Source organism: Marinobacter sp., assembly GCF_048266785.1.
Lineage (GTDB): Bacteria > Pseudomonadota > Gammaproteobacteria > Pseudomonadales > Oleiphilaceae > Marinobacter.
Genome location: NZ_JBLWYX010000001.1, coordinates 190,665 through 204,108 on the forward strand (window position 1 = coordinate 190,665; position 13,444 = coordinate 204,108).

At 55.3% G+C, this 13,444-nt stretch carries 11 protein-coding genes; 4 read left to right on the forward strand and 7 right to left on the reverse strand.

The window, feature by feature from the left end; genetic code table 11:
* Positions 1-12: 12 nt before the first annotated feature.
* Entirely contained in the window at positions 13-1,059 is a 1,047-nt protein-coding gene (locus tag ACN0V1_RS00915) for a polyamine ABC transporter substrate-binding protein (RefSeq protein ID WP_417543182.1), read from the reverse strand.
* A gap of 377 nt (positions 1,060-1,436) precedes the next feature.
* Between ACN0V1_RS00915 and ACN0V1_RS00920 the strand changes: the two genes are divergently transcribed.
* From ACN0V1_RS00920 to ACN0V1_RS00935, 4 genes are all read left to right on the forward strand, one after another.
* A complete protein-coding gene (locus tag ACN0V1_RS00920; RefSeq protein WP_417543183.1) occupies positions 1,437-2,459 on the forward strand; it encodes a TRAP transporter substrate-binding protein in 1,023 nt (340 codons plus the stop codon).
* A gap of 107 nt (positions 2,460-2,566) precedes the next feature.
* Positions 2,567-3,115: a TRAP transporter small permease subunit gene (locus tag ACN0V1_RS00925; protein ID WP_417543184.1), complete on the forward strand. Its 549-nt coding sequence runs from the start codon at positions 2,567-2,569 to the stop codon at positions 3,113-3,115.
* Positions 3,105-4,427 carry a TRAP transporter large permease gene (locus tag ACN0V1_RS00930; protein ID WP_417543185.1) on the forward strand — a complete coding sequence of 441 codons (1,323 nt, stop codon included), beginning with the start codon at positions 3,105-3,107 and terminating at the stop codon, positions 4,425-4,427. The genes ACN0V1_RS00925 and ACN0V1_RS00930 overlap by 11 nt, the downstream gene beginning before the upstream one ends.
* A 9-nt stretch (positions 4,428-4,436) precedes the next feature.
* Entirely contained in the window at positions 4,437-4,862 is a 426-nt protein-coding gene (locus ACN0V1_RS00935; RefSeq protein ID WP_417543186.1) for a universal stress protein, read from the forward strand.
* 224 nt (positions 4,863-5,086) lie between these two features.
* Here ACN0V1_RS00935 and ACN0V1_RS00940 read toward each other — a convergent pair whose 3' ends face one another.
* From ACN0V1_RS00940 to ACN0V1_RS00965, 6 genes are all read right to left on the reverse strand, one after another.
* Complete coding sequence (locus tag ACN0V1_RS00940; RefSeq protein ID WP_417543187.1) at positions 5,087-6,067, reverse strand: NAD(P)H-dependent flavin oxidoreductase; 981 nt, start codon at positions 6,065-6,067, stop codon at positions 5,087-5,089.
* A gap of 1 nt (position 6,068) precedes the next feature.
* On the reverse strand, positions 6,069-7,178 hold the full coding sequence (locus ACN0V1_RS00945) for a zinc-binding dehydrogenase (RefSeq protein ID WP_417543188.1): 1,110 nt from the start codon (positions 7,176-7,178) through the stop codon (positions 6,069-6,071).
* Between the two features lie 157 nt (positions 7,179-7,335).
* A complete protein-coding gene (locus tag ACN0V1_RS00950; RefSeq protein ID WP_417543189.1) occupies positions 7,336-8,520 on the reverse strand; it encodes an acetyl-CoA C-acyltransferase in 1,185 nt (394 codons plus the stop codon).
* 217 nt (positions 8,521-8,737) lie between these two features.
* Positions 8,738-10,831 carry a 3-hydroxyacyl-CoA dehydrogenase NAD-binding domain-containing protein gene (locus ACN0V1_RS00955; protein ID WP_417543190.1) on the reverse strand — a complete coding sequence of 698 codons (2,094 nt, stop codon included), beginning with the start codon at positions 10,829-10,831 and terminating at the stop codon, positions 8,738-8,740.
* Between the two features lie 152 nt (positions 10,832-10,983).
* Complete coding sequence (locus ACN0V1_RS00960; protein WP_417543628.1) at positions 10,984-11,778, reverse strand: IclR family transcriptional regulator; 795 nt, start codon at positions 11,776-11,778, stop codon at positions 10,984-10,986.
* A 127-nt stretch (positions 11,779-11,905) separates the two neighbouring features.
* Positions 11,906-13,273 carry a hypothetical protein gene (locus ACN0V1_RS00965; protein WP_417543191.1) on the reverse strand — a complete coding sequence of 456 codons (1,368 nt, stop codon included), beginning with the start codon at positions 13,271-13,273 and terminating at the stop codon, positions 11,906-11,908.
* Between the last annotated feature and the right edge of the window lie 171 nt (positions 13,274-13,444).

A 13,444-nucleotide genomic window follows, 5' to 3' on the forward strand; every position in this document is an offset into this window, starting at 1 on the left:
CGTATTTGGGGCTCAGTTGACTAGACGCGAAAAAATCGCTGCACGGCTTTTTTGGCCCCGAGCGGGCAGGCGGTGATAGGTTTCAGACTTCTTTAACGCCTCCGCACTCGGATAGATAACCGGGTCGCTCTTGAACTCAGCCGGCAGCAATGCCTCGGCGGCGCTGTTCGGCGTCGCAAAATAGACGAACTGCGCCAGCCGCGCAGCGACCTCCGGCTCGTTGAGAAAATCTATGAACTGTTTGGCTGCGGCCTTTTCTGTTGAGGCGCTGAAAATACTTAGATAGTCGACCCAGATATTGCCGCCTTCATCGGGAAGCACGAAGGCGATCTCGTCGTGTTGCTCCTGCACCATCATGGCATCGCCGTTATACATCATGCTCATGGCGACCTGGCCGCTCACCAAAGCGGAACTTTCATCCCGCGAAACGTATTTGTAGGTCTTGACTGCCGGTGCTTGCGTCTGCAGTAGCGCCTCAGCTTCCTTGAGTTCTTGTGCATCGGTGCTGTTGAGCGGATAACCCAACGCCTTCAGTGCAACGCCAATCAGGTCTCTGGTATCGCTGATCATCGCCACCCTGCCCCGAAGCTCCTCGGCTGGCTGCAACAGATCCATCCAGCTTGAAACAGGGAAAGGCACCAGATCCTGGCGATAGGCGATGCCCAGCGTACCCCAGAAATAGGGCACGCTATAGACCTCAGCTTCCTCGTGAATCGCGCGCCAACGCGGATCAATATGCTTCAGGTTGGGAATATCCGTTTCATCAATAGGCTCTAGCCAGCCGCGTTTTGCCAGAATCCGAATCGAGGTGCCATCGATAAGCGCTACATCGAAGCCCCGCCCTCCCGTTTCGATCAGAAGTTCATCCCGATGGGCATCAGACTCGAAATAGGTCTGTTTCACCATAATGCCGGTGCGTTGCTCGAACTCCTCCAGGATCTCCGGATCCATGTAATCCGACCAATTAAGGAATATCAGTTCCTTCTGCTCCGTCGCTTGCGTAAGAACTGCGGTAACGAGCAAAGAAAGCGTTATCAATAGGCTTTTACTGGAGCTCATAATTTTTCACCAGTTTCTGAGATAACATATACGGCTGGCTCTATGCTATGGATCCATCATCCCCTATTAATTGGCCGACAGAGATAGCGCTTTTTTAAAGGAAGCTTTGCCATCGCATCTCCACAGCCAGTTGAAACATAACGAGGCCAAACTAAATCGCTGCGCCCCATTGGTGCTACTGCGTCCTTTTTGTGCTTATTGCCCAGCGTTTAACCACATAACAATCCTGGTGACTCACTCTGGCGACGAGTTTAGTTTTTACTGAGGCAGTACGGATCGGCAAAGATAATTGACGCGGCAGGGCACCCACAGCAGTTGCGCCTGCTACACTCAAAAACGAGGATAAAAAAATTAAAGCCCTGAAAGGACAAACCATAATGTTAAATACTGCCAAGAAACTGAAGAAGAAGCTTTACACTTCAGCGCTCGCTCTCGGGCTGGGGCTTAGCGTCGTAGCCGCTGATGTCGCTGCCGCCGAATACAACTGGCGTTTCAGCAATCTTTATAGCCGGGGCACAGCTTTTGGCGAGCTTTACGAAAATCTGGGCAAGAACATCGAGGAGCTCTCTGATGGCCGAATCAAGGTACAGGTTCTCTACTCGGGCGAAGGAGTCGGCACCACCGGCCTGCTGGGCGCGGTAAAGTCCGGGCTGATCACCATGGGCGCACCGTTCCAGTCGATGCACGCCGGGGAACTGCCGGCCGGGGTTGTCGAGATCGGCCTTCCCGGCGGTACCGACGATACCGATAAACTCTATAGCTTGTTCCACGAAAAGGGCTGGGGCGAGGTCCTGGAAAAGGCCTACGGCTCCCAGGGGATGGTATGGCTCGAACCGTACATCCAGCCACCGGTGTATATTCTGACCAAGAATCCAATCAATTCGGTGAAAGATTTCGAAGGCCTGAAGATCCGCGCCCCCGGTGCCTACGGCAAGTTCCTGCGTAACCTGGGCGCTTCCCCGGTTTCTATGGCCTGGAGTGAGATTTACACCAGCCTGGCCACCGGCGTCATCGACGGTTCCATCGGCAGCAACATGATCGATCACCGCGACGGTAACCATGTTGAAGTGGCCAAATACATGTACCCTTTGCCCCTCGCCGGCGCTCAGGTACTGCCGATCATTGTTAATCGCAGTGACTGGAACAAGCTGCCCGATGACCTCAAAGCAGCCGTGCGCAAGGCTACCGAGATCCATGCCGAGGAGCAGCTGACCAAGTCCAAGCAGTGGGAAAGCGAGGCTCTGGCCGATATGAAAGCCAAGGGACTGGAGTGGAGCCCGGAGCCAAGCGAAGCGGACAAGAAGGCTTGGGCTGCTGCCGGCGCCACTCTGCGGGAAGAGTACGCCGCACAGGGCAAGTACAGCAAGCAACTGATCGATATCCTGAATGCCAACGATTAAGCCGGTGCTACGTGCCGACTTAATCGGCCTCAAAAGCTGAAGAGGCCGGGAGGAGGCGGAAAGTACACGGTGCTTTCCGCCTTTTACATGATTTCAGGAGATCCCTTATGTTCCATACTTTTCTGAGGGGGCTCTGCCACAGTATCGATTTAATTGTCATGCTGACAGGCAAAGCAGCGGCCTACCTGATGCCTCTATTGGCCGGCATCGTCGCCTATGAAGTATTCGCTCGCTACGTCCTGGACAGCCCCACCATCTGGGCCTACGACCTGTCGCTCTTTCTGTTCGGCTATGTCACAGCTCTGGGCGGCGCTTATGCCCAGCAGAAGCGGGCACACATCAACGTCGACATTCTCTACCTCACCGTCTCACCCAAGACCAAGAGCGTCTTTAACCTTATCGGCTTCGCCCTGGGCATCTTCTTCCTGATCATTATCGTGAAGGTCAGCACGGGCAAACTGCTGGAGGCCCTGGAGTACGATTACCGTCGCGAAAGCGAATGGGCGCCGCCTATGTATCACTTCTGGGTGATGATGATTATCGCCTGCGCGCTCTTTATTGCCCAACTGGTGCGGGACACATTGAACGATATTTATTATCTGGCGACGGGGACCCCGCTGCTGAAACAAAAAGAGGGAACCCATCATGGGCATTGAACTGCTGACCGGGGTGCTGCTGCTGTGCATCCTGATCTTCTTCGCCCTGGGCGCCCCCGTGGGCCTCGCTCTGGGTGGAATCGCCATGGCGATCGGCTATATGACCTGGGGCGACGGCATCTTTAACGTCATTCCAACGACCCTGGAATCGACCTTTTTCAGTTTTATCCTGCTGGCTATTCCCCTGTATATCTACATGGGGCAATTGCTGACCAAGTCCGGGATCGGTGATGCCATGTTCAACGCCAGCCAGTTGCTGATCGGCCGGGTACGTGGTTCCCTGGCCATCAGCGTTATCGGGGTTTGCTCAATGATCGGCGCCATGGTCGGCATCATCGGTGCCGGCATCATGACCTCCGGCAGCATTGCCCTGCGTCCGATGCTGGACCGAGGCTATAACAGGCGCCTGGCGCTGGGCGTCATAATGGCGGGCGGAGGCCTGGGCATCCTGATTCCCCCCAGCATCCCCATGATAATGTTCGCCGCCGCGACCCAGAACTCGGTCGGGCGCATGTTTCTGGGCGCCATGATACCGGCCTTGCTGACGATCGTGCTTCTGATCACCTACGTGGTCATCAGCTGCCAACTCAACCCGGACCGGGCGCCCCTGGACAAAGACAATACCGATGTGGAACCCCGCACGCCCAAACAGAAGTTCGTCATCCTGCGCGACGGCCTCTCGGCCCTGCTGCTGATTTTCGTGGTGCTGGGCAGCATTATCAGTGGCATTGCCACCCCGACTGAGTCGGGCGCCATCGGAGTCGTGGGTGCCATCCTGTTGGCGATTCTGTTCAAGCGGTTCAAGCCGGCCATGTTCCAGGCCGCCGGTTTCCAGACCGCCACCCTGGTCAGTGTGGCCATGTGGATCATCTTCGGGGCCTCGGTGTTCAGCAATTTCCATCTGCTGATGGGCGTGCAGAATATGGTCGCGGAGATCACCACCGGCATGGACCTGCCACCCATCATGATCATCATCATGTTTCAGTTGATCATGCTGCTGCTGGGATTCATTATTGACGAGTTCATCATCGTGCTGATGTGTGCGCCGCTGTTTACTCCCATCGCGGTTTCCCTGGGCTACGACCCTATCTGGTTCGGGGTGCTGATGATTCTTAACATCCTGATCGCTGTGCAGACGCCACCCTATGGCTTCGCACTTTTCTACCTGAAGGGCATCGCTCCGCCTGACGTCGGAATGGGCGAGATCTACCGGTCAGTCACACCCTTTATCACACTGAATCTGGCCGTGCTGATTCTATGCATGATCTTCCCGGAGATCGTGCTCTGGCTGCCCAACAAAGTGATGGGTTGAGGAGGCTCTATGTTCAATCAAATCTTGATCCCTATCGACCTCGCCCATCAGGAGCAGCTCACCCGACTGATGGAAGCGGCCCGCTTGTTGATCGATGGCGCGGGCAGTATCACCCTGCTCTACGTAGACCCGACTCTGGCCCATAAGGCCGGCTCACCCCAGCTAGAGGGCAGCTACTACGACGACCACGAGAGGGAGGCGCACGCCCAACTGCAGCGCCTTTCCAGATCACTGCAGTTGGAAGGTGTCACCCTGAACGTCACTACCCGCGAGGGTGTCGTCCATGATCGGATCCTCGAGCACGCTTCGGAGATCAGCGCCGACGCCATTCTGATGATGGCCCGACGGCCGGGACTTTCGAGCTATTTTATCGGCTCGGCAGCTGAACGGGTGGTTCGTCACGCCGATTGTTCGGTGTTCGTTATCCGCCAATAGCAGAGACATCTCTGCGGTTAACGCGGCTCGCATGGAGCGCACCTGTAACCCGCTTGAGCGGGGAGTCACCGACCATCGGTGAGATTGACAAGTACATTATTAAATACGGCACTGAACAAAGCATTGAACAGAGGGCTAATGAAGAGACTGTGTGCGATGGTCAGGCGATTGGCCTGTGTCTGCGAGCAAGACGATTTCCCGGTAAACCCGGGAAATCGCAAGCACTAGTCTTCGAGAAAGCCCGTCAGGCGCTTGCGCACAATCGACTCGGCCTCCGCCACAATCCGCTGAATCAGCTCATCGCAGGTGGGGATATCATGAATCAGCCCCGCCACCATGCCGCAGCTCCAGGCGGCTTCGTCCATTTTGCCTTCCTGCAGCACAAGACGGCCTTTGGCGCCGGTGACCAGATGACGGATATCATCGATGATCACAGTTTTTCCCTTTTCTTTTTCAATACGGATGATTTCCTCAACAGCGGCGTTCTTCAGAACTCGTTCGGTATTGCGCAGGTTGCGCATGATCAGACGAGTCTGTAGCTCATCCGCCTCCACAATCGCCTGTTTGACGTTGTCGTGAATGGGCGCATCTTTGGTAGCCAGGAAGCGGGTGCCCATGTTCATGCCTTCAGCACCCAGGGCCATGGCGGCCACCAGGCTGCGGCCATCGGCCATACCGCCAGAGGCAACAAACGGAATCTTCAACTCTTCAGCCGCCCGAGGGAGCAGGATGAAGTTTGGTATGTCATCTTCACCCGGATGACCACCACACTCGAAGCCATCAACACTGACGGCATCACAGCCAATCCTTTCCGCTTTCAGGGCGTGGCGCACAGAGGTGCATTTGTGAATCACCTTGATGCCCGCAGCCTTGAGCTGAGGTATGTACTTTTCCGGGCTGCGGCCCGCCGTTTCAACGGCCTTTACTCCACCTTCAACAATCGCATCAATATACTCGGGGTAAGGCGGCGCATTGAATGAAGGCAGGAAGGTGAGGTTCACGCCAAAAGGTTTGTCGGTCATCTTATGGCAGCGGGCAATCTCCCGCGCAAGATCCTCAGGCGTGGGCTGGGTGAGCCCAGTGATGATACCCAAACCGCCAGCATTGGAGACGGCGGATGCCAGCTCGGCATAGCCAACATGGTGCATGCCCCCTTGAATGATCGGGTGGCGGATGCCAAACATCTCGGTAATTCTCGTTTTCATATCAGGGCTCCATCACAATCACGCCGCGGGCATTCTTGCCCGCCACCATGTCATCAAAAGCCTGGGCAGCTTCTTCAATGGGGTAGGTGCGTGTAACCAGCTCATCCAGCTTCAGCTTTCCGGCTTTGTACAGCCCGATGATGCGCGGGAAATCATATTGCGGGCGGGCCGAACCCAACCAGCTTCCTTTCAAAGTGCGTTCGTCTGCTGGCAAAGTCAGTGTGGTTATTGAGGTTTTGTCCTTCGGATCAGAGACGCCTACAACAATGGCTGTGCCGCCACGGCCAAGACTTTTATAGGCCTGCTCTACAACAGCGCCTGCGCCAACGCATTCAAAGGCGTAGTCCACGCCGCCGGTCAGCTTTTTAACGGCCTTGGCTGCATCCTCTACGTCGTTGATATTGATGGTATGGGTTGCACCAAACTCTTTCGCCATTTCCAGCTTCCCGGGATTGCTGTCTACGGCCACGATCATCTCTGCACCAGCCGTCGCGCAGCCCTGGATTGCGTTGAGACCAACCCCACCAATCCCGAAGACTGCCGCACGGGAGCCCGGCTCCAGCTGTGCGGTGTTGAAGACGGCACCGACGCCGGTCATTACCGCACAACCCACAAGCGCCGCATTCTGCATGGGCACGGATTTGTCGACTTTTACGCAGTTATCCACGTGCATGGTGGCGTATTCCGCCATTACACCGCAGGCTCCGAATACGTTAAGGGGCTCGCCGTTGGAATCTTTGGTTCTCACGGTGCCATCGGGCAATGTGAACATGGCCTTGCGGGCGTTCTCACACAGCACGGGGCGGCCACGCACGCACTGGCGGCACTTGCCACACATGGAGATAAAGGAGCTGACCACGTGATCGCCTTCCTGGAACTCGGTTACGCCCTCGCCGACTTCTATGACCACTCCGGCGGCTTCGTGGCCAAGTACCAAAGGTGGCGGGTAGGGTATTTTGCCAGTCGTAGCGGATAGATCGCTGTGGCAAACGCCGCAGGCGGCGATTTTGAGGGTTATTTCACCCCGTCTCGGGCCTTCAACAGTAATGGTTTCCACCTGAACTGGCTGGCCCCATTCACGACAAACAACAGCTTTGGCTTTTCTGTCCATGGTAAGTGCTTCCTGTTAGTAATCTGGAGGGCTAACACCTTTGAAGGAGCTGGACGCGGGGTGGGGTGCCTTTTCTGTCGGGAAAAAATGTCTGAGCGCAGCGAGTTGTTTTTCCCGACAGAAAAGGCACCCCACCCCGGGGCCGGCTCAACGCCAGTTATACAACTTCGAACAGACCAGCCGCGCCTTGGCCTCCGCCAATGCACATGGTAACAACAACGTACTTGGCGCCGCGGCGTTTGCCCTCAATCAGGGCATGGCCGGCAAGGCGGGAACCGGTTACGCCGTAGGGGTGGCCGATGGAAATGGAGCCGCCGTTTACGTTGAGTTTTTCCATGGGAATGCCCAAGCGATCACGGCAGTAAACCACTTGCGAGGCAAAGGCTTCGTTCAGTTCCCACAGATCAATGTCATCCATGGTCAAACCATTGCGCTCCAACAGACGCGGAATGGCAAACACCGGGCCAATGCCCATCTCATCCGGCTCGCACCCGGCTACGGAAAAGCCCCGGAAAATGCCCATGGGTTCAATATTGTTCTTCTCGGCATAGGTGCTGTTCATCACCGTACAAACAGACGCACCGTCAGACAACTGACTGGCATTACCCGCCGTGACAAAATTGCCCTCACCGCGCACTGCGTTCAGGCTCTGCAAACCCTCAAGCGTCGTGTTCGGACGATTGCACTCATCACGTGTGAGAGTGACGTCTTTCTTGCTGACTTCACCCGTTTCCTTGTCCTTCACCAGCATGGTCGCGTCAAAAGGCACAATCTCATCATCAAACCTGCCTGCGTCCTGCGCGGCCGCCGTGCGCTGCTGGGAGATCAAAGCGTATTCATCCTGAGACTCACGGTTCACTTTATAGCGCTGGGCTACGATATCCGCCGTTTCAATCATCGACATGTACAGCTCAGGCTTGTTCTTCATCAACCACTCATTGGTCGCATGAAAACTGTTGAGCTTATCGTTCTGCACCAGAGAAATAGATTCAACACCGCCAGCCACCATCGCCGGCACCTTCTCGGAAACCACCCGCTGCGCCGCGATAGCGATCGACTGCAAACCCGAACTGCAAAAACGGTTGATCGACAGCCCGGCGGTGGTCACCGGCAAACCCGCACGAATGGCCGCCAAACGAGCCATGTTCTTGCCCTGAGCGCCCTCGTGGAACGTTGCCCCAAGAATCACGTCTTCAACAATCGCCGGATCAATACCCGCACGAGCAACCGCGTGTTTAATAACATGCCCGGCGAGATCCACACTGTGCGTGGCGTTCAAAGCGCCGCGGTATGACTTCCCAAGACCGGTACGTGCAGTAGAAACAATAAGCGCATCTGACATAAAAATTGCCTCAAAATAAAAATGAAGTACTACCCCGCCGAAGGGTACGAAAACGATACAAATGCCCTAACCAAGCCGGCTTGGTGCGGGTGGTCTTTTCTGCCGGAAAAAAATGTCTGAGCGAAGCGAGTTGTTTTTTCCAGAAGAAAAGACCACCCGCGCCGAGCCAGCCCCCGAAGCTTGATCAATCAGAGGCCAGCACAAACCTCAAACGGCCTCACAGGTCGCCAAACTTCCGACCATCAGCAACCAATTGCTTCAGCAGCGAAGCTGGCTTCCACTGCTCTCCGCCAACCTCAGAGTGATACTTCTCCACCGCAGCCAGAATCACGTCCAGACCAATCTGATCCGCCCAGAACATGGGCCCACCACGATAAGCCGGGAAACCATAGCCATAAATCCAGACCACATCGATATCCAGAGCCCGGTCAGCAATACCCTCCTCCAGAATCTTGGCCGCCTCATTCACCATCACATACATACAGCGCTCAAGAATCTCCTGGTCCGTAATTTCACGGGAAGCAATGCCCTGCTCCTTACGGAAATCCTCAATAATCCGCTCCACCTCTGGATCCGGAATCGGCTTACGACTGCCCTCTTCGTACTTGTAAACGCCCGCCATAGTCTTCTGGCCCAGGCGATTCTGCTCGGCAAGTTTATCCATCCAGCTAGGCGCTACCTGCTCACCGGAATTGCGAAGCTCTTGGCGGATGCGGTAGCCCACATCAATTCCCGCCAGATCCGACATGGCAAACTGGCCCATGGGATAACCCAGATCCGTAAGCACCTTGTCGACCTGTTGCGGTGTGGCGCCTTCATTGACCAGAGCCATGGCTTCGGTACCGCGCTTGTGCAACATGCGGTTGCCCACAAAGCCGTGGCAGTTGCCTACCAATACACCCACCTTTTTAATCTTCTTGGCAACGGCCATCACCGTCGCCTTAACCTCATCAGAGGTTTTGCTACCGCGAACGTTCTCCAGCAATCTCATCACGTTGGCCGGGCTGAAGAAGTGCATACCCACAACATCTTCCGGGCGCTTCGTCGCAGAGGCAATTTCATCAATGTCGAGCGTAGACGTGTTGGAGGCCAGAATGGCTCCGGGCTTACAAACGCTGTCCAGCTTGGCAAAGATCTCCTTTTTCACAGCCATGTTTTCAAACACAGCCTCAATCACCAGATCCACGTCCTTGAAGTCATCATAGTTCAGGCTGCCGGTGATCAGAGCCATCCGGTCGTCCACCTGCTTCTGGGTGATACGACCTTTCTTTGCAGAGTTTTCGTAGTTCTTGCGGATGATGCCCAGCCCCTTATCCAGAGCTTCCTGCTTCATTTCCACGATGGTGACGGGGATACCGACGTTGGCGAAGTTCATGGCGATACCACCGCCCATGGTTCCGGCGCCAATGATGCCAACGCTGGTCACATCACGTACCGGTGTGTCCTTCGCCAGCCCTTTCACTTTGGAAACCTGACGCTCTGCGAAGAAGGCGTGAATCAACCCTGCGCGCTGCGGTGAGTCCATGCACTCCATGAACAGTTCACGCTCACGCCTCATACCTTCCGCGAACGGCAGGTTAAACGCCGCCTCAACGGCATCCACACACTTGAATGGAGAAAACTGACCGCGAGCCGTCTTTTGAAGAGCAGCACGGAACTGCTCAAACACGTCGCTGCCCTTGTCGGCTGCAATTTTGTCGGTCAGGTCACGAACCCGTCGAACAGGCTTACCCTCATCGGCAATCTTCTGTGCATAGGCCATGCCGGCCGCTTTCACGTCATTCCCTTCATCAACGGCATCCACAATGCCGAAGGCCAGCGCATCTTCGGCTGCTACAAACTCGCCGGTTGTGATCATCTCCAGCGCCTTCTGCGCGCCGGCCAGTCGAGGCAAACGCTGGGTGCCGCCGGCACCCGGCAGCAGGCCGAGCCTTACTTCCGGCAGGCCAACCTTGGCGCTGCTCAGTGCAACGCGGTAATGGCAACCAAGAGCCGTTTCCAGTCCGCCACCCAGCGCCGTGCCATGGATCGCGGCAACAAGAGGCTTGTCGCTGTTCTCGAACCGCTCAACCACCGCGGCCAGCCCCGGCTCCTGCATGGGCTTACCAAATTCGCGGATATCGGCACCCGCGATAAAGGTACGCCCTTCACACACCAGCAAAAGCACCTTGGCCTCAGAATCCTTTTGCCCTTGCTCCAGCGCGGCAACCAGACCTGAACGCACTGCATGGCTGAGGGCATTGACCGGCGGGTAATCCACTGTAATCACGCCAATATTGCCTTCAAGACTGTAAGTTACGACTTCAGACATAATCTTTTCCTCGCTTTATATGGAATTTAGTTTTAACAAGCGAAACATCTGTACGATTTAATACAAGTTCTCTCCGGGTTTCAACCACCATTTAAAACCGCGCACAAAAAAACCGCAGGACGGAATCCTGCGGTTTTTTTTGTGCGGCCGGGTTAAACGCCCAGCGATTCAATGTCACTTGCCAGCATCGCCAACTGGTGCGCAATCGAGTCGCGAAGCTTTTCAGCCGAGACCAGGTAGGACGGTGCTGCACAGGTCAATGCCATGGTCGTTCCGTCTTGCAAATGAACGGGGACACCCGCAGAGTTGATATTGCGATCCCACTCACCGAGTGAAAGGCAGAAGCCATGCTTCTTATAGTCTTCCATGGCGCGATCCAGGCCTTCCTTTTTCTCAGGCCAGGCTTCCGAGCCATATTTCACCGCCATCGCGTCATCAATAACCTTTCGCCCCTTGTCTGAAATCGCACAGTAATAAGCCCTGCCCGCAGACGTCGTCGCCAAAGGCAATTTTTTACCTATATCCATGCGCAACAGGGAGGCTTCCGGCGGCAGGCGGTTTTCCACATAAATCATATGCAGGCGATCATGGCAGGTCAGGCCGATAGACATATTATTCTGGCGGGCAAACTCATCCATGTAAGGCTTGGCCAGCTGACGAACTTTCAGGTTGGACACATACGCATAACCCAGCGCCAGCACGCCGGAGCTGAGCTGATATTTTTCCAGCTGGGTGTTGTAACTCAGATACCCCAGTTTGGTCAGCGTATAGGTCATACGGGACACGGTTGGCTTGGGCAGGCCGGTAAGCCGGGCAATATCCTGGTTACCGAGAATCACCGAACCCTGACTGAAAGCACGCAACACATCCAGACCACGCGACAGCGCCTCGACGAATTTCCGATCTTTCTCCGGCTTCACCGGTTCGCCGTCACCGGAGGCTGCCATCAGTTCCGGTGAAAAGGTTTTTGCTTTAGGCATAGTATGGCGTCCTCCAACAACGTCGCCTGTTCCCGTTTTTCGGGGTATAAATTTCATGTATCTAAAGTGTGCGGCATTTTAATCGTTGATGAACTCAAGTACCACAAACTCCGGGTAATACGAGAATCTCCAAAGCCAACAGCGCCAGTAACAGTGGCACTGCGATTAACACGAACACGCCGTTCCAGCGGAATGCCACCACCCAGCGCGGTACCTGGCCAAAACGGGACAGCAACATCACAGACGGCCCAAAGGGCGAAAGCATCATCGCCAGGGAAAAGCCGATAACCAGAGCGACGGATATCAGAATCGGATCCATGCCTTCTGCTATCAGCTGCGGCAGAAGACCTGCCTGAACGCTGAGTACCGTAATCGGGATAATCCCGATGGTTGATAGCAGCGGCAAGCTCAGCATACCGACCACGGCGAGCACCCACATTCCGCCTGCGGAGATTGCAAGCCCACTCAGCGCATCCGCCGGAATCACGCTGGACACTGACACCCCTAAAATCGCCGACGCGGCGAAAATCGCCATTTCATTATTCATGGCTGAAACCTGAGTCGCGCTCTCCTTGAGCACCACCCCGAGCGATTTTTCCAGCCACACCATATAAAGAAGCGTAACGGATGGAACGGCCATCATGGCGGCGACGGAAACTTTGAATTCCGTTAAAGCCACGATAACAGCCATAATGACAAATACGATCAGCACCAGCCCCAGCAACTGCAAAGTGCCCGACGGCCACTGTTCCAGAACCACACGCTCGCTGCTGACTTGCCGAAAGCGGCGCTGCTCCAGAAACCAGCCAACTCCGATCAGGACCACTGCCGCTGCAAGGCCATAGGGCAAAAGCATAAGCCAGGTTAGCTCGGGCAGCTCCCGGGTCAGTATTGCCACCGCGACACTGGTCGGCGCCACCAAAGGAACCAGCGCAAAACCACGCAGTGCACTGATCAGAACGCTGCGCAACCACTGCAGGCGGGATTCACCGGTAATTCCACGCTCCCGCAGGGTTTCCGACAGGCTGCCACAGAGTAAACTCATCATGCCAAAGCTCAACACCGATGCTATGCCACAACTAACCATGGCATACTTCGGGTACAACCACACCGCACGACCACCCAGCAACACATCGTGGATCCGACGCAGAACTTCAAACCGCCGGACCAGGCACTGCATCATCCCCAGGCTGCCAAGAAAGGCGGCATAAAACGCAGCATCGGCAGACGCTTTAATTAGCTTGTCCATGCCCAACTGACCACGAATAAAAAACCACGCGGTGACTGCTAAAGCAACCAGCAACAACATGCGGGAGTATGACTGCAGGCGGCCACCCGCCCACAGAAAACAAAAAATGAACAGCATGCCCGAGATTGCACCGAGCTGAGTGCTTGAAAAACTTATAGCAATCAGCTCAATCAATACCGCCAAAGGTAACAGCCAGCGATCTGCAGTACTCATGCCCGCTCTGCTCTTGGCAGAGCTACACTGACAGAGGTGGTCTCTGCTTGCATTTCACACACACCCGGATTAATCTTTTGCTAAGTAAATACAAAACTCAGTTTCGCTTAATGAAACTATACTAGCACAAATGACAAACACAAATGACATTGCAGTCCGGAATCTTTTACC

Coding starts and splice junctions, on each gene's coding strand:
- ACN0V1_RS00915 (WP_417543182.1), bottom strand. CDS start 1,059: ATGAGCTCCAGTAAAAGCCTATTGATAACGCTTTCTTTGCTCGTTACC.
- ACN0V1_RS00920 (WP_417543183.1), top strand. CDS start 1,437: ATGTTAAATACTGCCAAGAAACTGAAGAAGAAGCTTTACACTTCAGCG.
- ACN0V1_RS00925 (WP_417543184.1), top strand. CDS start 2,567: ATGTTCCATACTTTTCTGAGGGGGCTCTGCCACAGTATCGATTTAATT.
- ACN0V1_RS00930 (WP_417543185.1), top strand. CDS start 3,105: ATGGGCATTGAACTGCTGACCGGGGTGCTGCTGCTGTGCATCCTGATC.
- ACN0V1_RS00935 (WP_417543186.1), top strand. CDS start 4,437: ATGTTCAATCAAATCTTGATCCCTATCGACCTCGCCCATCAGGAGCAG.
- ACN0V1_RS00940 (WP_417543187.1), bottom strand. CDS start 6,067: ATGAAAACGAGAATTACCGAGATGTTTGGCATCCGCCACCCGATCATT.
- ACN0V1_RS00945 (WP_417543188.1), bottom strand. CDS start 7,178: ATGGACAGAAAAGCCAAAGCTGTTGTTTGTCGTGAATGGGGCCAGCCA.
- ACN0V1_RS00950 (WP_417543189.1), bottom strand. CDS start 8,520: ATGTCAGATGCGCTTATTGTTTCTACTGCACGTACCGGTCTTGGGAAG.
- ACN0V1_RS00955 (WP_417543190.1), bottom strand. CDS start 10,831: ATGTCTGAAGTCGTAACTTACAGTCTTGAAGGCAATATTGGCGTGATT.
- ACN0V1_RS00960 (WP_417543628.1), bottom strand. CDS start 11,778: ATGGCAGCCTCCGGTGACGGCGAACCGGTGAAGCCGGAGAAAGATCGG.
- ACN0V1_RS00965 (WP_417543191.1), bottom strand. CDS start 13,273: ATGAGTACTGCAGATCGCTGGCTGTTACCTTTGGCGGTATTGATTGAG.